Origin of the sequence: Pseudomonas mosselii (assembly GCF_019823065.1) — a bacterium.
GTDB lineage: Bacteria > Pseudomonadota > Gammaproteobacteria > Pseudomonadales > Pseudomonadaceae > Aquipseudomonas > Aquipseudomonas mosselii.
This window is the reverse complement of sequence record NZ_CP081966.1, coordinates 4,167,948-4,188,133: the sequence shown is the minus strand read 5'-3', so window position 1 is coordinate 4,188,133 and position 20,186 is coordinate 4,167,948. Positions and strand designations below refer to the sequence as shown.

Annotated in this window: 17 protein-coding genes, 1 tRNA gene and 1 pseudogene; 10 read left to right on the top strand and 9 right to left on the bottom strand. The window is 66.1% G+C overall.

Annotated elements, in window-relative coordinates:
• Positions 1–27 precede the first annotated feature (27 nt).
• A complete protein-coding gene (gene acnA / locus K5H97_RS19455; RefSeq protein WP_028692764.1) occupies positions 28–2,769 on the bottom strand; it encodes an aconitate hydratase AcnA in 2,742 nt (913 codons plus the stop codon).
• A gap of 219 nt (positions 2,770–2,988) precedes the next feature.
• Between acnA and rlmM the strand changes: the two genes are divergently transcribed.
• The 3 genes from rlmM (at position 2,989) to pdxB (ending at position 5,555) form a co-directional block, all read left to right on the top strand.
• Entirely contained in the window at positions 2,989–4,053 is a 1,065-nt protein-coding gene (rlmM, locus tag K5H97_RS19450) for a 23S rRNA (cytidine(2498)-2'-O)-methyltransferase RlmM (protein ID WP_028692763.1), read from the top strand.
• A 68-nt stretch (positions 4,054–4,121) separates the two neighbouring features.
• A complete protein-coding gene (gene tusA, locus K5H97_RS19445) occupies positions 4,122–4,364 on the top strand; it encodes a sulfurtransferase TusA (RefSeq protein WP_028692762.1) in 243 nt (80 codons plus the stop codon).
• A 48-nt stretch (positions 4,365–4,412) separates the two neighbouring features.
• Positions 4,413–5,555, top strand: a complete 1,143-nt coding sequence (pdxB, locus tag K5H97_RS19440) for a 4-phosphoerythronate dehydrogenase PdxB (RefSeq protein WP_028692761.1) — start codon at positions 4,413–4,415, stop codon at positions 5,553–5,555.
• Between the two features lie 52 nt (positions 5,556–5,607).
• Here pdxB and K5H97_RS19435 read toward each other — a convergent pair whose 3' ends face one another.
• Positions 5,608–5,781: a PA1571 family protein gene (locus K5H97_RS19435; protein WP_167388413.1), complete on the bottom strand. Its 174-nt coding sequence runs from the start codon at positions 5,779–5,781 to the stop codon at positions 5,608–5,610.
• A 246-nt stretch (positions 5,782–6,027) separates the two neighbouring features.
• On the opposite strand from K5H97_RS19435, the gene K5H97_RS19430 reads away from it, so the two are divergent.
• The 4 genes and pseudogenes from K5H97_RS19430 (at position 6,028) to mqo (ending at position 11,450) form a co-directional block, all read left to right on the top strand.
• A complete protein-coding gene (locus tag K5H97_RS19430; protein WP_028692760.1) occupies positions 6,028–7,791 on the top strand; it encodes an ABC transporter transmembrane domain-containing protein in 1,764 nt (587 codons plus the stop codon).
• A 671-nt stretch (positions 7,792–8,462) separates the two neighbouring features.
• Positions 8,463–8,672 (top strand): annotated as a pseudogene (locus K5H97_RS30075) (methyl-accepting chemotaxis protein); the annotation flags it as partial.
• A 165-nt stretch (positions 8,673–8,837) separates the two neighbouring features.
• Complete coding sequence (locus K5H97_RS30070) at positions 8,838–9,605, top strand: methyl-accepting chemotaxis protein (protein WP_371877805.1); 768 nt, start codon at positions 8,838–8,840, stop codon at positions 9,603–9,605.
• Between the two features lie 279 nt (positions 9,606–9,884).
• Positions 9,885–11,450 carry a malate dehydrogenase (quinone) gene (gene mqo / locus K5H97_RS19420; protein ID WP_028692758.1) on the top strand — a complete coding sequence of 522 codons (1,566 nt, stop codon included), beginning with the start codon at positions 9,885–9,887 and terminating at the stop codon, positions 11,448–11,450.
• A gap of 105 nt (positions 11,451–11,555) precedes the next feature.
• On the opposite strand, the gene K5H97_RS19415 is transcribed toward mqo, so the two are convergent.
• Together K5H97_RS19415 and K5H97_RS19410 are read right to left on the bottom strand one after the other, a co-directional pair.
• Positions 11,556–11,632, bottom strand: a tRNA-Pro gene (locus K5H97_RS19415).
• A gap of 81 nt (positions 11,633–11,713) precedes the next feature.
• On the bottom strand, positions 11,714–11,935 hold the full coding sequence (locus K5H97_RS19410; protein ID WP_028692757.1) for a YgdI/YgdR family lipoprotein: 222 nt from the start codon (positions 11,933–11,935) through the stop codon (positions 11,714–11,716).
• 170 nt (positions 11,936–12,105) lie between these two features.
• Between K5H97_RS19410 and moaB the strand changes: the two genes are divergently transcribed.
• The gene (gene moaB / locus K5H97_RS19405) at positions 12,106–12,645 is read left to right on the top strand and encodes a molybdenum cofactor biosynthesis protein B (RefSeq protein WP_028692756.1); all 540 of its coding nucleotides are present in this window, start codon (positions 12,106–12,108) and stop codon (positions 12,643–12,645) included.
• Positions 12,629–13,849, top strand: a complete 1,221-nt coding sequence (locus tag K5H97_RS19400; RefSeq protein WP_028692755.1) for a molybdopterin molybdotransferase MoeA — start codon at positions 12,629–12,631, stop codon at positions 13,847–13,849. Before moaB ends, K5H97_RS19400 begins: the two co-directional genes overlap by 17 nt.
• Here K5H97_RS19400 and K5H97_RS19395 read toward each other — a convergent pair.
• Entirely contained in the window at positions 13,838–15,073 is a 1,236-nt protein-coding gene (locus K5H97_RS19395) for a glycosyltransferase family 4 protein (protein ID WP_028692754.1), read from the bottom strand. The genes K5H97_RS19400 and K5H97_RS19395 overlap by 12 nt on opposite strands.
• A gap of 63 nt (positions 15,074–15,136) precedes the next feature.
• Positions 15,137–16,591 (bottom strand): mannose-1-phosphate guanylyltransferase/mannose-6-phosphate isomerase, encoded by a 1,455-nt coding sequence (locus tag K5H97_RS19390; RefSeq protein WP_028692753.1) that lies wholly within the window; start codon positions 16,589–16,591, stop codon positions 15,137–15,139.
• 266 nt (positions 16,592–16,857) lie between these two features.
• Between K5H97_RS19390 and yegS the strand changes: the two genes are divergently transcribed.
• A complete protein-coding gene (yegS, locus tag K5H97_RS19385) occupies positions 16,858–17,745 on the top strand; it encodes a lipid kinase YegS (RefSeq protein ID WP_028692752.1) in 888 nt (295 codons plus the stop codon).
• Here yegS and K5H97_RS19380 read toward each other — a convergent pair.
• The 3 genes from K5H97_RS19380 to K5H97_RS19370 form a co-directional block, all read right to left on the bottom strand.
• Positions 17,729–18,388: a response regulator gene (locus K5H97_RS19380; protein WP_028692751.1), complete on the bottom strand. Its 660-nt coding sequence runs from the start codon at positions 18,386–18,388 to the stop codon at positions 17,729–17,731. The genes yegS and K5H97_RS19380 overlap by 17 nt on opposite strands.
• Positions 18,378–19,274 (bottom strand): sensor histidine kinase, encoded by an 897-nt coding sequence (locus K5H97_RS19375; RefSeq protein WP_028692750.1) that lies wholly within the window; start codon positions 19,272–19,274, stop codon positions 18,378–18,380. Before K5H97_RS19375 ends, K5H97_RS19380 begins: the two co-directional genes overlap by 11 nt.
• 378 nt (positions 19,275–19,652) lie before the next feature.
• Positions 19,653–20,153 (bottom strand): hypothetical protein, encoded by a 501-nt coding sequence (locus K5H97_RS19370; RefSeq protein ID WP_036986768.1) that lies wholly within the window; start codon positions 20,151–20,153, stop codon positions 19,653–19,655.
• Positions 20,154–20,186: the final 33 nt, after the last annotated feature.

Here is a 20,186-nt window from a genome sequence, read left to right as displayed (position 1 = left end):
GGAGCGGGCTTGCCCCGCGATGGGGCCTTACCCTGCGATCAATTGCCGCAGCACATAATGAAGGATCCCTCCCGACTTGAAGTACTCCACCTCATTGAGGGTATCGATCCGGCACAGTACCTCGATCTGCTCCTGGCGTCCGTCCTCGCGGGTAATGCGCACCGGCAGGCTCATGCCCGGGCGGATCTGCGCGCCGCCAAGGCCCAGCACATCGATGCGTTCCTTGCCGGTCAACCCGAGGCGCTTGCGGTCGTCGCCAGCCTTGAACTGCAACGGCAGCACGCCCATGCCCACCAGGTTGGAGCGATGGATGCGCTCGAAGCTTTCCGCCAGCACCGCCTTGACCCCCAGCAGGTTGGTGCCCTTGGCCGCCCAGTCGCGGCTGGAGCCGGTGCCGTATTCCTGTCCGGCGATCACCACCAGCGGCGTGCCATCCTGCTGGTAGCGCATGGCGGCATCGTAGATCGACAGTTTCTCGCCCGTGGGTACGTACAGTGTGTTGCCACCTTCCTCGCCACCGAGCATCTCGTTGCGGATGCGGATGTTGGCGAAGGTGCCGCGCATCATCACCTCATGGTTGCCGCGCCGTGAGCCGTAGGAGTTGAAGTCCCGCGGTTCCACGCCCTTGCCGCGCAGGTAGCGGCCGGCCGGGCTGTCGGCCTTGATGTTGCCAGCCGGGGAGATATGGTCTGTGGTCACCGAGTCGCCGAGCAGGGCAAGGATGCGCGCGCCGTGGATATCGCCGATTTCCGGCAGTGGACCACTGATGTCGTCGAAGAACGGCGGGTGCTGGATATAGGTGGAATCGTCCTGCCAGACATAGGTGGCCGCCTTGGGCACCTCGATGGCCTGCCATTGGGCGTCGCCGGCGAATACTTCGGCGTATTCCTTGTGGAACATGCGCGTGTCGACATTGCCCACGGCCTCGGCGATCTCCTGCTGGCTGGGCCAGATATCGCGCAGGTACACGGGCTTGCCATCCTTGCCGGTGCCCAGCGAGTCCTGGGTCAGGTCGACGCGCACGCTGCCGGCCAAGGCGTAGGCCACCACAAGCGGCGGCGAGGCCAGCCAGTTGGTCTTGACCAATGGGTGCACCCGGCCTTCGAAGTTGCGGTTGCCCGACAGTACCGAAGCCACGGTGAGGTCGGCGCTGCCGATGGCCTTCTCGATCGCCTCGTCCAGGGGGCCGGAGTTGCCGATGCAGGTGGTGCAGCCATAGCCGACCAGGTCGAAGCCGAGCTGATCCAGATAAGGCGTGAGACCGGCGGCCTTGAAGTAGTCCGTCACCACCTTGGAGCCTGGGGCCAGCGAGCTCTTGACCCAGGGCTTGCGGGTCAGGCCCTTCTCCACGGCTTTTTTCGCCACCAGCCCGGCGGCCATCATCACGCTGGGGTTGGAGGTGTTGGTGCAGGAGGTGATGGCGGCGATCACCACGGCGCCGTCGCGCAAGGTGTGGGTCTGGCCGGCATGGCTGTAGTCGATCTCGCCGGCCTGGTCGGCATTGCCTACCGCCACCCCACCACCGCCTTCGCTTTCCAGGCGGCCGACCTCCTTGGCCAGGGGTTTGGGCTGCAGTTCGATGAAGTGGTCGAAGGCCTGGGCGACCTGGCCCAGAGCAACCCGGTCCTGCGGCCGCTTGGGCCCGGCGAGGCTGGCTTCGACGTCGTTCATGTCCAGTGCCAGGGTGTCGCTGAACAGCGGCTCCTGGCCTGGCAGGCGCCACAATCCCTGGGCCTTGCTGTAGGCCTCGACCAGTTGCACGGCCTCTTCGGGGCGCCCGGACAGGCGCAGGTAGTCCAGGGTCACCTGGTCCACCGGGAAGAAACCGCAGGTGGCGCCGTACTCAGGGGCCATGTTGGCAATGGTGGCGCGGTCGGCCAGCGGCAGGTCGGCCAGGCCGTCGCCGTAGAACTCGACGAACTTGCCCACCACGCCCTTCTTGCGCAGCATCTGTGTCACCGTCAGCACCAGGTCGGTGGCGGTTATGCCCTCGCGCAGCTTGCCGGTGAGCTTGAAGCCGATGACCTCGGGGATCAGCATCGACACCGGCTGGCCGAGCATCGCCGCCTCGGCCTCGATACCACCGACGCCCCAGCCGAGCACGCCCAGGCCGTTGATCATGGTGGTGTGCGAGTCGGTGCCGACCAGGGTGTCGGGGAAGGCGTAGGTGCGGCCGTCCGCCTCACGGGTCCACACGGTGCGCCCCAGGTACTCGAGGTTGACCTGGTGGCAGATGCCGGTGCCCGGCGGTACCACGCGGAAATTGTCGAAGGCGCTCTGGCCCCAGCGCAGGAAGGCGTAGCGCTCGCCGTTGCGTTGCATCTCGATGTCGACGTTCTGAGCGAAGGCATTGGGGCTGGCGTAACGGTCGACCATCACCGAGTGGTCGATCACCAGGTCCACCGGCGACAACGGATTGATTCGCTGTGGGTCGCCACCGGCCTTGGCCATCGCCGCGCGCATGGCGGCCAGGTCGACCACCGCCGGCACGCCGGTGAAGTCCTGCATCAGCACCCGCGCCGGGCGGTACTGGATCTCGCGGTCGGAGCGACGCTCCTGCAGCCACTGGGCCAGGGCGCGCAGATCGTCGCCGGTGACGGTCTTGCCGTCTTCCCAGCGCAGCAGGTTTTCCAGCAGCACCTTCAGTGACATGGGCAGGCGCTGCAGGTCGCCGAGCTGGCGCGCGGCGTCGGGCAGGCTGAAATAGTGGTAGACATGGTCGGCCACCTGGAGAGTCTTGAGGGTTTTCAGGCTATCGAGCGAGGGCATTTACAACTCCTTGTGCTCCGGTGTCCGGCGATTGCGTGTCGCTCGCCGGTGTCACCGCTCTGGACCGGTCCGCACGGCACGGACCTGGCTGAACAGTCAGGTTAGACCGGTTTGTCTGGCCTGACCCTTTTCTGGACCGATGGGGCGTGTCGTCGGTTCCGATCTTCCTTTATCATTCGCCGCCCTGGCGCCGTCTGCGCCAGTGATGTGGAGTGAGAAATGAATACCCTGTTCATGCATTGCCGGCCCGGCTTCGAGGGCGAGGTCTGCGCCGAAATCAGCGAACACGCCGCCCACCTGGGTGTGTCCGGCTATGCCAAGGGCAAGCCGCAGAGCGCCTGCGCCGAGTTCGTCTGCAGCGAGCCGGACGGTGCCGAACGCATGATGCAGACACTGCGCTTCTCGCAGCTGATCTTCCCGCGCCAGTGGGCCCGCGGCACCTACGTCGAGCTGCCGGAGACCGACCGCATCAGCGTGCTGCTCGAGCGCCTGGCCGCGCTGCCGGTGTGCGGCAGCCTGTGGCTGGAAGTGCTCGACAGTAACGATGGCAAGGAGCTGTCGACCTTCTGCCGCAAGTTCGAGGTGCCGCTGCGCAAGGCCCTGGAAAAGGCCGGGCGGCTGGTGGACGACGCCCGGCGGCCACGCCTGCTGCTGACCTTCATCAGCGGCCGGCGGGTGTTCCTGGGGCTTGCCGAGGCCGACAACTCGGCGCTGTGGCCGATGGGCATCCCGCGCCTGAAATTCCCCCGCGAGGCCCCCAGCCGCTCGACCCTCAAGCTCGAGGAGGCGTGGCACCAGTTCATTCCCCGCGAGCAGTGGGACCAGCGCCTGAACGACGACATGACCGGCGTCGACCTGGGCGCCGCGCCCGGCGGCTGGACCTACCAGCTGGTCAAGCGCGGCATGCTGGTGACCGCCATCGACAACGGGCCGATGGCCGAAAGCCTGATGGACACCGGCCTGGTCACCCACCTGATGGCCGACGGCTTCACCTGGAAGCCCCGCCAGACCGTCGACTGGATGGTCTGCGATATCGTCGAGAAGCCGGCGCGCACCGCTTCGCTGATCGAGACCTGGCTGGGCGAAGGGCTGTGCCGCGAGGCAGTGGTCAACCTGAAGCTGCCGATGAAGCAGCGCCACGCTGAGGTGCGCAAGCTGCTCGAGCGCATCGAGGCCGGGTTCAAGGCGCGCAAGGTGAAGGTATCGATCGCCTGCAAGCAGCTGTATCACGACCGCGAGGAAGTGACCTGCCACCTGCGCCGGCTGGACCTGAAACCGCGCTGAGGTCAGCGCGGGGGCTGTGACAGCCCCGCTTCATGCGCCACAATGACGATCATTTTGCGGAGCCCTACATGACCGATTTCACCCATGATGCGATCCTCGACGCCACCGGCCTGAACTGCCCGGAGCCGGTGATGATGTTGCACAAGCACGTGCGCGAGCTGGCCGGCGGCGGCGTGCTCAAGGTGATCGCCACCGACCCGTCGACCCGCCGCGACATTCCCAAGTTCTGCATCTTCCTCGGCCACGAGCTGCTCGGCCAGCAGGAAGAGTCCGGCACCTACCTGTACTGGATCCGCAAGAAGGCCGACTGAGCCGCCTGTGATCGCGCTACACTGCGCTCCCCCTGACAGGAGAGCGCCATGCTGATAGTTGCCGACGAGAATATCCCGCTGCTCGATGCCTTCTTCGCCGGTTTCGGCGAGATCCGCCGTTACCCCGGCCGGGCCATCGACGCCGCCTGCGTCAAGGATGCCGATGTGCTGCTGGTACGCTCGGTGACCCGCGTCGACCGGCAACTGCTCGAAGGCAGCCGGGTGCGTTTTGTCGGCACCTGCACCATCGGCACAGACCACCTTGACCTCGAATATTTCGCCCAGGCCGGTATCCACTGGAGCAGCGCGCCGGGCTGCAACGCCCGGGGCGTGGTGGACTACGTGTTGGGCAGTTTGCTGACCTTGGCCGAGCTTGAAGGGGCAGACCTAAGCAAGCGCGTCTATGGCGTGGTCGGCGCCGGCGAGGTCGGTGGCCGTCTGGTTCGGGTGCTGCACGGCCTGGGCTGGAAGGTGCTGGTGTGCGACCCGGTGCGCCAGGCCGGCGAGGGCGGCGACTTTGTCGACCTTGAGACGATTCTTGATCAGTGCGACGTGATCAGCCTGCACACGCCGCTGCAGCGCGGCGGCGAGCACCCGACCTGGCACCTGCTCGACCATTCGCGCCTGGCGCGGCTGCGTGCCGGCGCCTGGCTGATCAACGCCAGCCGCGGACCGGTGGTGGACAACGCGGCCCTGCGCGAATTGCTGCTGGACCGCGAGGATGTGCACGCGGTGCTCGATGTGTGGGAGGGCGAGCCGCAGGTGGACCTGCAACTGGCCGATCTTTGCACCCTGGCCACGCCGCATATCGCCGGCTACAGCCTGGATGGCAAGCAGCGGGGCACGGCACAGATCTACCAGGCCTTCTGCCGCTGGTGCGGGGAACCCGAGCAGGTATACCTGGCCGATCTTCTGCCGGCTCCGGGCCTGGCTCAGATCGAGTTTGACGCGAGCGCGGACCCGGCCTGGGCGCTGGCCACCCTGTGCCGGGCGGTCTATGACCCCCGCCGTGACGATGCGGATTTCCGTCGCAGCCTCAGCGAAGACCCAGCCGAACAGCGTGCGGCGTTTGACCTGCTGCGCAAGCACTATCCGGTACGGCGTGAGATCGAGGGGCTGGCAGTGCGTGTAGGTGGGCAGGCGCCGCAACTGGCGCAACTGGTCAGTGCTCTGGGGGCGGTGCTGGCCTGACGGCCGGCCAATAAAAACCCGGCGCAAGCGCCGGGTTGCACGCAATTCGGGGTCAGGCCTTGCCGGTTTTCTTGACCCGGCTCTCTTCCAGGTCCTTGCAGGCCTTCTGGATCATCTGCTCGGTGATCGGGACCTCACGGCCCTGGGCATCGATGATCGAGCCGCAGACCTGAGGTTGCGGACGGTTCTGTGTCTTGGGCGTGTCGGTGCTGTGCTGCAAGCTCATGTCCTGTCTCCTCTTTCAGGTTCAAGCTCAAGGTAGCGCTTCGCCGTGACTGGTCTGTGACAGTTTTCGGCGTCATGCCGGATCAGTCCAACAGAAACGGTGGTAAAGCTCTAGTCGCAGGTTAGAACGAATGGGCATAGTCACTGTCGTTCTCTTCGTTCATGGGACGGCGTCGTATTCCCGGACGTTGCACAGGGCCGACGAGTGGTAGTCTTGGTCTTGTCTCCGTATGGAACCACCCTCGCTATGCCCGATCCTATCTCTGCCCGCCAGCGCCGCGCCCTGTACCTGGGCTGGCGCTTCGTTCGTCCCTATCGCCGCCAGGCCCTGCTGGCCTTGCTGGCGCTGGTGGTCACCGCCGCCATCACCCTTTCCATGGGCCAGGGCATCCGTCTGCTGGTCGACCAGGGCTTCATGACCGGCTCGGCGCACCAGCTCAACCAGACCATCGGCCTGTTCCTGCTGCTGGTGGTGGCGCTGGCAGTGGGGACCTTCGCCCGTTTCTACCTGGTGTCGTGGATCGGTGAGCGCTGCGTGGCCGATATCCGCCGGGCGGTGTTCGACCACCTGATCGGCCTGCATCCGGGCTTCTTCGAGGACAATCGCAGTTCTGAGATCCAGTCGCGGCTGACCGCCGACACCACCTTGCTGCAGTCGGTGATCGGCTCGTCGCTGTCGATGTTCCTGCGCAACGCGTTGATGGTGCTGGGCGGGGTGATCCTGCTGTTTGTCACCAATCCCAAGCTGACCAGCATCGTGGTGCTGGCACTGCCGCTGGTGCTGGCGCCGATCCTGCTGTTTGGCCGGCGTGTGCGCAGCCTGTCGCGGCAGAGCCAGGACCGGGTGGCCGACGTGGGCAGCTATGTCGCCGAGACCCTGGGCCAGATCAAGACGGTGCAAGCCTACAACCATCAGGGGCATGACCAGGCGCGCTTCGCCGAGACCGTGGAGGCGGCGTTCGGCGTGGCGCGCCGGCGCATCGCCCAGCGCGCTTGGTTGATCACCCTGGTGATCGTGCTGGTGCTTGGGGCGGTGGGGGTGATGCTCTGGGTCGGCGGCATGGATGTGATTGCCGGGCGCATCTCTGGTGGCGAGCTGGCCGCCTTCGTGTTCTACAGCCTGATCGTCGGCAGTGCCTTTGGCACGCTGAGCGAGGTGATCGGCGAACTGCAACGGGCCGCGGGTGCCGCCGAACGTATCGCCGAGCTGCTGGCGGCGCAGACGGCGATCCTGGCGCCAGTGCCAGCGCAGGGGCTGGCGCAGGGGCGCGCGACGGGTGACATCCAGTTGTGCGACGTGCGCTTCGCCTACCCGTCGCGCCCCACTGCGGCGGCCATCGATGGTCTGAGCCTGCACATCCGCCCAGGCGAGACCGTGGCCTTGGTCGGGCCGTCGGGGGCCGGCAAGTCGACCCTGTTCGACCTGCTGCTGCGCTTCTACGACCCACAGGGCGGCGCGATTCTGCTCGACGGCCAGCCGATCACCGGGCTGGAGCCTGCCGAGCTGCGCCGCCAGTTCGCCCTGGTGGCCCAGCAACCGGCACTGTTCCGTGGCACGGTCGAGGCCAACATCCGTTACGGCCGGCCCGACGCCAGCCTGGCTGAGGTCGAGGCGGCGGCGCGCAGCGCCCATGCCGATGAATTCATCGCCCAGTTACCCCAGGGCTACCAGACGCTGCTGGGCGAGGGCGGCGTGGGCTTGTCCGGCGGCCAGCGCCAGCGCCTGGCGATTGCCCGGGCGCTGTTGGTGGATGCGCCGATCCTGCTGCTGGACGAGGCCACCAGCGCCCTGGACGCGCAGAGCGAGCACCTGATCCAGCAGGCCTTGCCGCTGTTGATGGCCGGGCGCACCACGCTGGTCATTGCCCACCGCCTGGCGACGGTGCAGCATGCCGACCGTATCGCGGTGATCGACAAAGGCCGACTGGCGGCAGTCGGCAGCCATCGACAACTGATCGAGCAAAGCCCACTCTACGCACGCCTGGCGACGCTGCAGTTCAACCCGGCCTGAGCGGCCATGGCTGTCGCAGTTTTGTAACAATTCTGTAGCAATTGCCTGAGACTATCTGCCTCGCTGTTGCGCAGTTGCTCGCCCTCGCTGCCATCGCCCGATGGCGGCGTTTTCGGGCCAGCGAAAGAGGACAAGGATGCCTCCGTCGGCGGTGCCGTCGTGTGCCGTTTTCCCTCTTCCTTGTTCCGAGATCCGCAATCTTGCGTAAATCCCTCAGAGTGCAAATTCTCTCCCTGCTCGGCGGCAGCCTGCTGGCGATCCTGCTGATCGCCCTGGTGTGCTTCCAGTTCCTGTCGTCCAGCGTGCGTGGCTATGCCGAGCTGGTGGACGGGCCGTTGCGTGCCTCGCAACTGATAGACGAAGCCAATCTGCAGTTCAAGATCCAGGTGCAGGAGTGGAAGAACGTGCTGTTGCGTGGTCGCCAGCCAGCGGAGCTGGACAAGTACTGGCAGCAGTTCCAGGCCCGCGAACAGCAGGTGCAGCAGTTGCTGGGGCAACTGATCGACAGCAGCGAGCCAGCGCTCAGGGCGCGCCTGGAGCAGCTCAAGGCCAGCCACCGGCAGCTGGGCTCGGCCTACGCGCAAGGTCGCCAGGCGTTCCTGGCCGCCGGCGGCGACCCGGTGGCGGGCGACCTGGCGGTAAAGGGCGTGGACCGTGCCACCAGCGACCAGATGAGCGCGTTGGTGGAGCAGTTGCGCGCCGATGCCCTCGGGCGTGCCGCCGCCATCAGTGCCAGCGCCGAGCGCACGGTGTGGCTGGGCGTGCTGGTAATGCTGGGTTCAGCTGTGCTGGTCGGGCTGTTCAGCCTGTGGCTGGTCAACCGTAGTCTGGTCGAGCCGATCCGCCAACTGATCGATTATGTCGCCCAGCTCAGCCAGGGGCGTTTCGCCGCCCGTGTCGACAGCCGCCGCGAGGATGAACTGGGACGCCTGGCGCTGGCCGCCAATACGCTGCGTGACTTCCTCGCCGATACCGTCGGACGCCTGAAGGACAATGCCGAGGAGCTGGAAACAGCCAGCGGCCGGCTGCGCAGCATCGCCGGCGACATGGCCCACGGCACCCACGATCAGTTCCAGCGCACCGACCAGGTCGCCACGGCCATGCACGAAATGTCCGCCACCGCCCAGGAAGTGGCGCGCCACGCCGCCGACGCCGCCCGCGCCGCGGACGAGGCCGACCACAGTGCCCAGGCCGGCGAGCAGGTCATGCAGCGGACCATCGACACCATCGCCGTGGTCAACCGCGAAATCGCCGGTACCGCGACGGTGATCCGTCACCTGGAGCACGACAGCACGCGCATCGGCAAGGTACTCGAAGTGATTCGCGGCATCGCCGAGCAGACCAACCTGCTGGCGCTCAACGCCGCCATCGAGGCCGCCCGTGCCGGCGAGGCCGGGCGCGGCTTCGCGGTGGTGGCCGACGAGGTGCGCAGCTTGGCCCAGCGCACCGCCGCGTCGATCGCCGAGATCCACCAGATCATCGAGGCCGTGCAGTCGGGCGCGGTGGAGGCGGTCAAGGCCATCGAGAGCGGCCAGCAGCGCAGCGAGGAGGGCGCTGAGCAGGTGCAGCAGGCCGGGCAGATGCTGCAGCGCATCACCACGGCGGTTGAAGCGATCCGCGACATGAACCGGCAGATCGCCACCGCTGCCGAGGAGCAGACCAGCGTCGCCGAGGACATCTCGCGCAACCTGGTCGAGATCACCCGCATCGCCACCGCCAACCAGGAGGCCGTGCAGCACACCGAACAGGCCGGGCAGCGCTTGCACGGATTGTCGGGGCAGTTGGGCGAGGTCACTTCCCGCCTGAGCGCTTGAAATCGCCTTCGCGGGTGGGGAAATCCGCCAGTTTCGCATGCGGTATCAGATGCCTGTGGCGGATTGTCGCCATCCACTGGGTAGCCGGGAACGCTAGGGGCGGTATCAGCCGTGGCCCAGGCCAACCTGGCACACTCTCTGCTTTACGCCGCCCCGGGCCACGGCCCGAGGCGATCGTGCCCCGATTTCGCAAGACTCCTGCTGACCAGAACAACAACATCCGGGCGTGCACGCCGGGGGCAACGACTGCCAGTCCTTCACTTCAATTGGATTGAGCTAATGAAAAAAATCCTGCTGACGCTCCTGTGCCTGGGCGTCATCGGCTGCTCCAAGCCCGCGGAGCCACAGAAGTCCGTCGATGTCCTGCTGATCGGCGGCGGCATCATGAGTGCAAGCCTTGGGACCTACCTCACCGAGCTGGAACCGAACTGGAAGGTCGACGTCTACGAGCGCATGGAGCAGGTCGCCGAGGAAAGCTCCAACGCCTGGAACAACGCCGGCACCGGCCACTCGGCGTTCTGCGAGCTGAACTACACCAGCGTCGGCAAGGACGGCAGCATCGACATCGGCAAGGCGGTCAACGTCAACGAGCAATTCGAGGTATCCAAGCAGTTCTGGGCCTACCAGGTCGAGCAGGGCGTGCTGAGCAACCCGCGTTCGTTCATCAACAACGTGCCGCACATGAGCTTCGTCTGGGGTGATGACAACGTCGCCTTCTTGCACAAGCGCGTCGAAGCCTTGCAACACAGCTCGCTGTTCCGCGGCATGGAGATCACCGAGGACCACGAGCAGATCCGCAAGTGGGTGCCGCTGGTGATGGAAGGCCGTGACCCCGGGCAGAAGGTGGCCGCGACCCGCATGGCCATCGGCACTGACGTGAACTTCGGCGAGATTACCCGCCAGCTGTTCGCCTCGATGGCCCGCAACCCCAATGTGCAGCTGCACCTGAGTCATGAAGTGCGCGACATTGTGCGCAATGACGATGGCAGCTGGAATGTGGTGGTGGCCGACCTGGCCAACGGTGGCAAGGAGTCGGCGGTCAAAGCCAAATTCGTCTTCATCGGCGCCGGTGGCGGTGCGCTCAAACTGCTGCAGAAATCCGGTATTCCGGAGGCCGAAGGCTATGCAGGCTTCCCGGTCGGTGGCCAGTTCCTGATGACCGACAATGCCGACCTGGTCACCCGCCACAAGGCCAAGCTGTACGGCAAGGCCTCGGTCGGCGCGCCGCCGATGTCGGTGCCGCACCTGGACACCCGGGTGATCGATGGCAAGGAAGTGCTGCTGTTCGGCCCGTTCGCGACCTTCTCCACCAAGTACCTCAAGCACGGCTCGTTGCTGGACATGTTCAGCTCGCTGACCACCCACAACATCAGCCCGATGATGCATGCCGGGATCGATAACATTGACCTGAGCACCTACCTGATGGGCCAGCTGATGCTGAGTTTCGATGACCGCATGGCAGCGCTGCGCGAGTACTTCCCCAACGCCAAGAACGAAGACTGGAAGCTGCTCCAGGCCGGCCAGCGCGTGCAGGTGATCAAGAAGGATCCCGAGCACGGTGGCGTCCTGCAGTTCGGCACCGAAGTGGTGGCCGCCAAGGACGGCAGCATTGCCGCGCTGCTGGGCGCCTCGCCCGGTGCCTCGACCGCCGCGCCGATCATGCTGAGCGTGCTGGAGAAGACCTTCAAGGACCGGATCAACAGCGCCGAGTGGCAAGCCAAGCTCAAGCAGATCGTGCCCACCTACGGCCAGAAGCTGAACAACGACCTTGAGCTGACCAACAAGACCCGTGAGTGGAGCAGTGCGCGCCTGCAACTGCTGTACGTGCCGGTGTTGCCGGAGTAAAGCAGTAGAAGCCCGTGCCATGCAGCGTCACGGCACGGGCCTGTCTTACTCCGGGCTTTTCGCAGGCAACAAAAAACCCGCTCTAGGCGGGTTTTTTGCGGGATATGGTCGGAGAGACAGGATTCGAACCTGCGGCCTTCTCGTCCCGAACGAGACGCGCTACCTGGCTGCGCTACACTCCGATGTGCAAAATGCTACTGCATCGCTTTTTTCAACGCAACCCCTTGTTGCAAAAAGGAGTTGCGTCCAAAAGCATTCCCGGATCACAGCTCCTTGACGGTGCGGATCTGGTCTTTGTTGATACGCGTGCGCTTGCCGTCGAGCTGCTCGAATTCGTAGAAACCGGAATCGTCGTCATAGGATGGGGTGTCCACCGCCTGGATCTCGCGGCCGTCGTTCAGGGTGATGACGGTTGGCGAGGCGCAGCCGGCGAGGGCGCCCAGGCCCAGGACAAGCAGGAAGGCGGGAAGGGTCCGTTGGATCATCGTGTTTCTCCAGTGCGATGGTGCTAGATGTCATTAAGACGCAGGGCGTCCACGCAAGTTCCTTGCACAGTCCAGCATAGCGCCATCGCGGCGGCATTGACCAAGAACAACGCCGCAGGCCGCCTGTGATATAACAGCGCACATTCCCAGTTACCCTGCGACGGACCCCCATGAAAGCCAAGGCAGATACCCCATTCGTTGCGCTGAACATCGCCGTGCTGACAGTCAGCGATACCCGCACCTTCGACACCGACACCTCCGGCCAGCTGTTCGTCGATCGCCTGGGCGCCGCCGGGCACCGCCTGGCCGAGCGCGTGCTGCTCAAGGACGACCTGTACAAGATCCGCGCCCAGGTCGCGACCTGGATCGCCGATGACCAGGTGCAGGTGGTGTTGATCACCGGCGGTACCGGCTTCACTGGCCGCGACAGCACCCCGGAAGCCGTGGCGTGCCTGCTGGACAAGCAGGTCGAGGGCTTTGGCGAGCTGTTCCGGCAGATCTCGGTGGCCGACATCGGTACCTCCACCGTGCAGTCCCGCGCCCTGGCGGGGCTTGCCAACGGCACCCTGGTCTGCTGCCTGCCGGGCTCGACCAACGCTGTGCGCACCGGCTGGGACGGCATCCTCGCCGAGCAGCTGGACGCCCGTCACCGGCCGTGCAATTTCGTGCCGCACCTGAAGCAGGCGGCGGCCTGTGACAGCCGTGGTTGAGGTGGCCCGGCCCTTGATGCCGGTGGAAGAGGCCCTGGAGCGCCTGCTGGCGCTGGCCGATACGGCGCCCATCGCCGAGACCGAACACGTAGCGCTGGGCGAGGCCGAAGGGCGGGTCCTGGCCCATGAGCTGGTGGCCGGCCTCGACCTGCCGCCGTGGCCCAACAGCGCCATGGACGGCTACGCCCTGCGCCTGGCCGACTGGCAGGGCGAACCGCTGCGGGTGACCCAGCGCATCTTCGCCGGGCATGCGCCACAGCCCCTGGAGCCTGGCACCTGCGCACGGATCTTCACCGGCGCGCCGCTGCCGGAAGGCGCCGATTGCGTCGAGATGCAGGAAAACACCAAGGTGCTTGAAGACGGCCGGGTGCGCTTTCTTGAGCCCCTGGCGCTGGGGCAGAACGTTCGCCCCAAGGGCCAGGAAACCCGTGTCGGCGAACAGGTGATGAGCGCCGGCACGCGGCTGGGTCCGATCCAGCTCGGCCTGGCCGCGACCCTGGGCTTCGCTACGCTCGAAGTGCGGCGCCGGCCCCGGGTGGCGGTGCTGTCGACCGGCGACGAACTGGTCGAGCCGGGCCTGGCCCTGGGCCCCGGGCAGATCTACAACAGCAACCGACGCCTGCTGGTCAGTTGGCTGCAACGCCTGGGCTGCACGGTGGTCGATGCCGGCATCCTCCCGGACGATCTCGAGCGCACCCGCCAGTGCCTGGGCGGGCTGGGCGATGTCGACCTGATCCTGTCCACCGGCGGCGTGTCGGTGGGCGAAGCCGATTTCCTCGGCCTGGCCCTGCGCGAGGTGGGCGAGCTGGCGCTGTGGAAGCTGGCGATCAAGCCGGGCAAGCCGCTGACCTTCGGTCATTACCAAGGGGTACCGGTGATCGGCCTGCCGGGCAATCCGGCCTCGACCCTGGTCACCTTCGGCCTGCTGACCCGGCCCTATCTGCTGCGCCGACTGGGCGTGGCCCATGTCGCGCCGCTGCGCTTCAGCGTGCCGGCGGGCTTCGACTGGCCCAAGGCCGGAACCCGCCGAGAGTACCTGCGGGCGCGCATCGAGGACGGTCGCGTGCGCATCTACAAGAACCAGAGCTCCGGTGTGCTGCGCAGCGCGGCATGGGCCGACGGCGTGGTGGAAGTGCTCGAAGGCACGACGCCGCAACAGGACGATGCGGTGACATTCATCCCGTTCAGCGAACTACTTGGCTAGTACGCTACCGGTGGCCGCCGCGCCGGTCGGCGCCAGTTGGGTCAGGCGCATGTGCACGTTCTCCAGCTGCTGGGCGGCGACGCTCCAGTCATGACGCTGGCGGGCGAACTGGCGCCCGACCTCGCTGAGCTGGCACATGCGCCATGGCTGGTTGAGCAGTTGGGTGACCAGCAGCGCCAGCTGGCCGCTGTCGTCGCTGCCCAGGTAGTGCTCGCCGTTGTTCATGGCCAGGCCCGAGGCGCCCTTGCTGGTGGTGATTACCGGTAATCCGGCGGCCATCGCCTCAAGGATTTTTACTTTGGAGCCGCCGGCATGGCGCAGCGGTGCGAAGAACAGCGCCGAGCGCCGTTGCAGCTCGCGCAGGTCGGCACGATAGCCCACCCACTCGATGCGCGGGTCGTTCCAGTGCAGCTTCCAGCTGGCCGGCAGGGCGTGGCCGGCGATGGCCAGGCGCACCGCCGGATTGCTCATCCACACCTGGGGCAGGATCTCCTCCAGCGCCCATTCGATGGCCTCCAGGTTGGCGCCGTACTCGAAGTTGCCGACGAACAGCAGGCGCTGGCTGTGCGGCGTGGGGCGCACGTCCTGATAGTGGTCGCAGTCCACGCCATTGACCACCACGTTCACCGGGCGGCCGCTGATCTGGCTGATAAGCTCGGCATCGTGGGCGCTGACCGCCACCACCTCCGTGGGTTGGCGCAGCACCCGCTGTTCCCAGCGCCGGTAACGCCAGCGGTCGAAGGCGTTCAATGGCCGTAGCCACAAGGGCAGGCGGTCGTGGCAGGCGGCGCCCGTCACCGATTCCAGGTAGTGCTCGCTGAGCATGTAGGGCAGGCCGCGGGCCTGCAAGGCCTTCTCGAACGGCTGGAAGCTGTAGCTGTGCTCGATCTGGATCACATCCCAGGGTTCGTCCAGCAGTTGCTCGAAACGGTGCCTCAGGCACGGTGCCAGGCCGTTGATGATGGCCCGCATGGGGTAGTCGATAATGGGCGAGGCCAACAGGTTCAGCGGGCTGTGCAGTGGGCGCCGGGGCAGCACCAGCAGGCGCTCCACCAAGGGCTCCAGGGCCTCGCGCGCAGCGTCACACAAAGGGATCTTCGACTGCACCAGCAAGGTGATCCGGTGGCCATGCTGCGCCAGGGCGCGCAGCAGGTGGTATTGCCGGGTCTTGCTGCCGCTGGTGGTGGGCCAGGGCAGGTAGGGCAGGGTCCAGAGTATGCGCATGAGCCCGAATCCTCGCGGTTGGCCGGGTGTCGGCCCTGGATGGCAAGACGCGCCCGCTGGCAGTCAAGCAGATGCTGCTGCCGGGGCGCGTCCATAGATATCAGTAAAGCGCACGATGTCGTCTTCGCCCAGGTACTCGCCGCTCTGCACCTCGATCATCACCAGGTCGATGACGCCGGGGTTGGTCAGGCGATGGCTGCGCCCGGGCTTGATGAAGGTCGACTCGTTGGTGTCGAGCAGAAACTCCTCTTCACCGTTGGTCACGCAGGCCATGCCGCTGACCACGATCCAGTGCTCGCTGCGGTGATGGTGCATCTGCAGCGACAGCGATTCGCCGGGGCGGACCATGATGCGCTTGATCTTGAACCGTGGCCCTTCCTCGAGCACGGTGTACAGGCCCCAGGGGCGGGTCACGGTGCGGTGCAGGCGGTAGGCGTCATGGCCCTGTCGCTTGAGTTGCTGGGCGATCACCTTGACCTCCTGGCTGCGCGCCGCGTCGGCGATCAACAGGGCGTCGGGGGTGTCGATGACGATCAGGTTGTCCAGGCCCACCGCGCCCACCAACCGTCGCGGCGAGTCGATGTAGCAGTTGCTCACGTCATGCAGCACGGTTTCGCCGTTGCAGTGGTTGCCCTGGCTGTCGGCCGGGCGCAGCTCGCGCACCGCTTCCCAGCTGCCGATATCGCTCCAGCCGATGGCGCAGGGCACCACGGCCACCTGGGTGGAGGGCTCCATGAGCGCGTAGTCGATTGAGATATCAGGTGCGAGCGCGAAACTGTCGGCGTCGAGTTCCACCTGCTGGCCGCACGCCCCCTCCTTGAACGCGCTCTGCACCAGGCAGTGGGTCACGTTGTGCAGCAGCTCGGGGGCGTGGGCCTGCAGCTCCTGCAGCACCGTGCCCGCGCGCAGGCAGAACATGCCGGCGTTCCACAGGTGCCGGCCACCGTCCAGGTAGGCCTGGGCGGTGTCTGTGTCTGGCTTTTCGACGAAGCGGGCGACCCGGTAACTGTCGCCGTCGAGCGGCTGGCCCAGTTCGATGTAGCCGAAGCCGGTCTCGGCGCGGGTCGGCAGCAGGCCGAAGGTGGTCAGCCAGCCTTGTGCGGCCAGGGCCATGGCCCGCTGGACAGCCGCCTCGAAGGCGTCCTGGTCCTGGATCAGGTGGTCGGCGGGGAGTACCAGCAGCAGGCTGTCCTCGCCATGCAGGCGGGCGCAGTGCAGCGCTGCGGCGGCGATGGCGGGGGCGGTGTTGCGACCGAAGGGTTCGAGGATGAAGTCCAGGGCGATGCGCTGGCTGCCGACCTGGCGATACTCGTCCTGGGTACGGAACACCACTTCGCGGTTGGTCACCGTGAGTACCCGCTCGACGCCGGGCAGGCTGCTGGCGCGGCTGAAGGTCTTCTGCAGCAGGCTCATGCCATCGGGCAGGCGCATGAAGGGCTTGGGCATGGCCTCGCGGGAGACCGGCCACAATCGGGTGCCGGCGCCGCCAGCGATGATGCAGGGGATCAGAACGCTCATAGTCACAGCCTCGAATCAGGGCGCCGGGGGCGGCGCAATGCACGGAAATCACGACCTGTCAGGCGTCTGGCGGCACAAAGTCAATAAAATGACTTTTCGAGTCGGCTTCGTCCGTGATGGCCAAATATTTGTCAGATGATGCACCTGTGATGCTCGGCTTTCAATGGCATTTGTGTGAAGCGGCGGTTTTTCGGCGTAGCAGGGAGCAATCTGCTCGTCGCAGTGGTCGAGATTGCGGTAGGGCATTTCTATTCGGGGAGAACGGCATGAGCGAGCGCAAGGCACTGTTGATCCTGCATGGCAAACAGGCCGGCAACGAAGAGGTGCGAGCCGCGGTGGGCCAGCTGCGCGAGCGGGGCTGGACCCTGGATGTGCGCCTGACCTGGGAGGGCGGCGACGCCCAGCGCCTGGTCGGCGAGGCCCTGGCCGCGGGCTATGGCCAGGTGGTGGCCGGTGGCGGTGACGGCACGTTGCGTGATGTGGCCGAAGCCATGGGCCTGGCCGCGACCCAGGCCAGCCTGGCACTGTTGCCGCTGGGTACCGCCAACGACTTCGCCAGGGCGGCCGGCGTGCCCCTCGAACCGCAGGCGGCTCTCGACCTGCTGGAGGTGCCGGCGCGGCCGATCGACCTGGGGCGGGTGGGCGACCAGTTGTTTTTGAACATGGCCACCGGGGGCTTCGGCAGCCAGGTCACGGCCAACACCTCGGAAGACCTGAAGAAAGTGCTGGGTGCGGCTGCCTACCTGTTCACCGGCCTGTCACGCTTCAGCGAGCTGCAGGCCGCCTCGGTGGAACTGCAGGGGCCCGGCTTCCAGTGGCAGGGCGAATTGCTGGCGCTGGGCATCGGCAACGGCCGCCAGGCCGGCGGCGGGCATGTGCTGTGCCCGGAGGCGACGGTGGATGACGGCCTGCTGGATATCGGCATTCTGCCGGCGCCGCAGGAGGTGGCGGGGGCCTTGCGCGACTTGCTGGCCGGCGACGGACTGTTCGTTCGTGCGCGGTTGCCATGGGTGGAAATCAAGGGTGCCCAGGGGCTGGACATGAACCTCGACGGCGAGCCGCTGCAGGCCGCCAGCCTGCGTTTCGAGGCCATGCCGCAGGCGTTGCGCGTGCATTTGCCTGCGGACTCGCCGCTGCTCAGTCGTCCAGGCTGATGATCTTTTCGCGCACGGCGAACAGTACCAGGCCCGCCACGTCGTAGATCTGCAGGCGTTTCATGATCTGCGAGCGGTGGGTCTCCACGGTCTTGATCGACAGGCCCAGGCCGGCGGCGATCTCTCGGGTCGACTTGCCGCGCACGATAAGGCGCAGGATCTCCAGCTGGCGACCGGTCAGGTTGTGACCTTCGCTGCTCGGCTGGCGGCTGTTCTGGGCGCGCAGCAGCGCCTGGTTGATGACAGTGTGGGCGATGGCCGGGCTGAGGTAGCGTTCGTCGTTGCGCAGCGCGGTGAGCGCTTGTTCCAGTTCGGTGGCCGTGGTGTCCTTGAGCAGGTAGCCGTGGGCGCCGCTTTCCAAGGCACGCATGATCAATTCCGGATCGGTGTGCATCGACAGGATCAGGACCTTGCAGGTGCAACCGTTTGCGCGCAATTGCGTCAGCGCGTCCAGACCGCTGGTCGAACGCATGGAAATGTCCAGCAGGACGATGTCTGGCGCCAGGCGCAGCACGTGGTCCAGGAGCTGGCTGCCGTCGTCGGCTTCGCCGACCACGGTGTAACCGGGGATGTCCGATACCAGTGCCCTGACGCCTGCGCGAATCAGGGAGTGATCGTCCACCAGCAGTAATCTACAGGTCATCGGGGGCAGGGGTCCTGGCGCGTTCTTGGCTGCGGGGTGGCCACGGAAAGAGGGCTTCTATCTGGGTGCCTTGGCCGGGCTGGCTGGTGATGGTCAGGCTGCCTTGCAGCGCGGTCACCCGCTCCTGCATGCCAGCCATGCCGCGCTGGCCGTATTCTGCGGGGAACTGGGCCGGAACGAAGCCGCCGCCGTCGTCGTGGATCGACAGGGCCAGGCCGGCCGGGGTGCGTTGCAACCTAACCACCAGATTACGCGCGTCGGCGTGGCGTAGCATGTTGGTGACCGCCTCCTGGGTAATGCGGAAGGCGGCCATGGCCACTTCTTCGCTGATGCCGCCCAGGCGCTGGTTGCATTCCAGGCTCCAGTGTACCTCGGTGTTCTCCAGGGTGCGCAGCAGGTGCGCGCGCAGGCTTGCCTCCAGGCCCAGGCTGGCCAGCTGGCGCGGGTTGAGAATGGTGGAAACGTCGCGCACGTTGCTCAGGGTCAGGTCCAGGGTGCTGCGCAGGGTGCTGCAGTGCTCCTGCAGCTCGGCCGGGACCCGGCGTTGCAGCCAGTCGACCTGGAGCTTGGCGGCGGTCAGCAGTTGGCCGATATCGTCGTGCAGCTCGCGGCTCAGTCGCTGGCGCTCGCTTTCCTGCACCTTGAGCATGCGCGTGGCCAATTCCGCCGGGCGCAGGCTGATCGAGCGCGCCCAGTGGCGCAGGTGCCAGCCGACGCCGAGCATCGCCAGCAGTTGCAGCAGCAGCTGGCTGGCCGACAAGGGCTGAGTGCTCAGGTACACCACCAGGTTTGCCGCCAGCGATGCAACGCACAGCAGGGCGGTCGTCCAGCGCAGCAGGGCAACGGGGGGGCGACAACGCTGGAGAAACTTCAAGCGTGGGAGCATAGATAAGGAAGCCACTGAGTTATAGCGGTTTTTAGCATTGCACGCGTCTGCCCCGAGATTTTTCCGCTCCACCACTCATCAAGTGTCGGATGCGGATCCAATCGGCCGATAACCTGGGCGCGCATGTTCGAATGCACGCATGTTATCACTTTGATTGAGTTTGGTCGCGGGGGGATAACTGCTTGAAAGCTCGTATTTTCCGGGCTGTGGCGGGCCTGTCGGGCGAGGGGGATGGCTAGCAGAGTGCCATTATTAAATGATGTTTCCGCTGGGTGTGGAATAACTAACAATTCGTCTTTGCCAACACATTTGGAAAAACTTGGCCAACTTTGCAAGTTTAACCCGGGTGCGGGCTTAGTTGGGACTCAGTTGCTCGCTTTAGTGTTGCAGGTCGCAAGCCTCGGTACCGTTATCCACTGTATGGGGGTGAGCGCAGAACACCCCCGTCTGCTGGCAGTCCGCGCACAGCTGCACGGACGGCTGGCCCAGTGCGGTGGCCAGTTCACCCAGCAGCTGCCGCTGTTCATCGGTGTCCATGCCTAGCTGGCCGGTGTGTGGGTCGAGCAACTCCAGTTGCCAGTCGAGCAGGGTCAGGCAGGCGTCCAGTGCGGGCAGGCTGCTGCCGTGCAGGTGCTGCTGGGCGCAGGTGGGTGCGAGCAGCTTTTGCAAGGCGAACGCATAGTGGGCGACCTCGAGCAGGCCGAGCGTGTCTGCACGGCGGGCCAGGGTGTCGAGTGCAGTGGTGAGGCTGTGGCAGGCGTCCGGGTCGTTGGCGATCAGCTCCAGGTGCTGCAGGCATTCCTGGGATCTGGCCAGCAGGACCTGCGCGTCCTGCAAAAAGGCCGCCACGGCGGCGTTGTGCAGTGGTGTGCTATCCATCATGGCGCCCCGTGGTCAGGGATTGGCCGTACC

Excerpts from the sequence above, each read along its gene's own strand:
- acnA (WP_028692764.1), bottom strand. The coding sequence starts at position 2,769 with ATGCCCTCGCTCGATAGCCTGAAAACCCTCAAGACTCTCCAGGTGGCC.
- rlmM (WP_028692763.1), top strand. The coding sequence starts at position 2,989 with ATGAATACCCTGTTCATGCATTGCCGGCCCGGCTTCGAGGGCGAGGTC.
- tusA (WP_028692762.1), top strand. The coding sequence starts at position 4,122 with ATGACCGATTTCACCCATGATGCGATCCTCGACGCCACCGGCCTGAAC.
- pdxB (WP_028692761.1), top strand. The coding sequence starts at position 4,413 with ATGCTGATAGTTGCCGACGAGAATATCCCGCTGCTCGATGCCTTCTTC.
- K5H97_RS19435 (WP_167388413.1), bottom strand. The coding sequence starts at position 5,781 with ATGAGCTTGCAGCACAGCACCGACACGCCCAAGACACAGAACCGTCCG.
- K5H97_RS19430 (WP_028692760.1), top strand. The coding sequence starts at position 6,028 with ATGCCCGATCCTATCTCTGCCCGCCAGCGCCGCGCCCTGTACCTGGGC.
- K5H97_RS30070 (WP_371877805.1), top strand. The coding sequence starts at position 8,838 with ATGGCCCACGGCACCCACGATCAGTTCCAGCGCACCGACCAGGTCGCC.
- mqo (WP_028692758.1), top strand. The coding sequence starts at position 9,885 with ATGAAAAAAATCCTGCTGACGCTCCTGTGCCTGGGCGTCATCGGCTGC.
- K5H97_RS19410 (WP_028692757.1), bottom strand. The coding sequence starts at position 11,935 with ATGATCCAACGGACCCTTCCCGCCTTCCTGCTTGTCCTGGGCCTGGGC.
- moaB (WP_028692756.1), top strand. The coding sequence starts at position 12,106 with ATGAAAGCCAAGGCAGATACCCCATTCGTTGCGCTGAACATCGCCGTG.
- K5H97_RS19395 (WP_028692754.1), bottom strand. The coding sequence starts at position 15,073 with ATGCGCATACTCTGGACCCTGCCCTACCTGCCCTGGCCCACCACCAGC.
- K5H97_RS19390 (WP_028692753.1), bottom strand. The coding sequence starts at position 16,591 with ATGAGCGTTCTGATCCCCTGCATCATCGCTGGCGGCGCCGGCACCCGA.
- yegS (WP_028692752.1), top strand. The coding sequence starts at position 16,858 with ATGAGCGAGCGCAAGGCACTGTTGATCCTGCATGGCAAACAGGCCGGC.
- K5H97_RS19380 (WP_028692751.1), bottom strand. The coding sequence starts at position 18,388 with ATGACCTGTAGATTACTGCTGGTGGACGATCACTCCCTGATTCGCGCA.
- K5H97_RS19375 (WP_028692750.1), bottom strand. The coding sequence starts at position 19,274 with ATGCTCCCACGCTTGAAGTTTCTCCAGCGTTGTCGCCCCCCCGTTGCC.
- K5H97_RS19370 (WP_036986768.1), bottom strand. The coding sequence starts at position 20,153 with ATGGATAGCACACCACTGCACAACGCCGCCGTGGCGGCCTTTTTGCAG.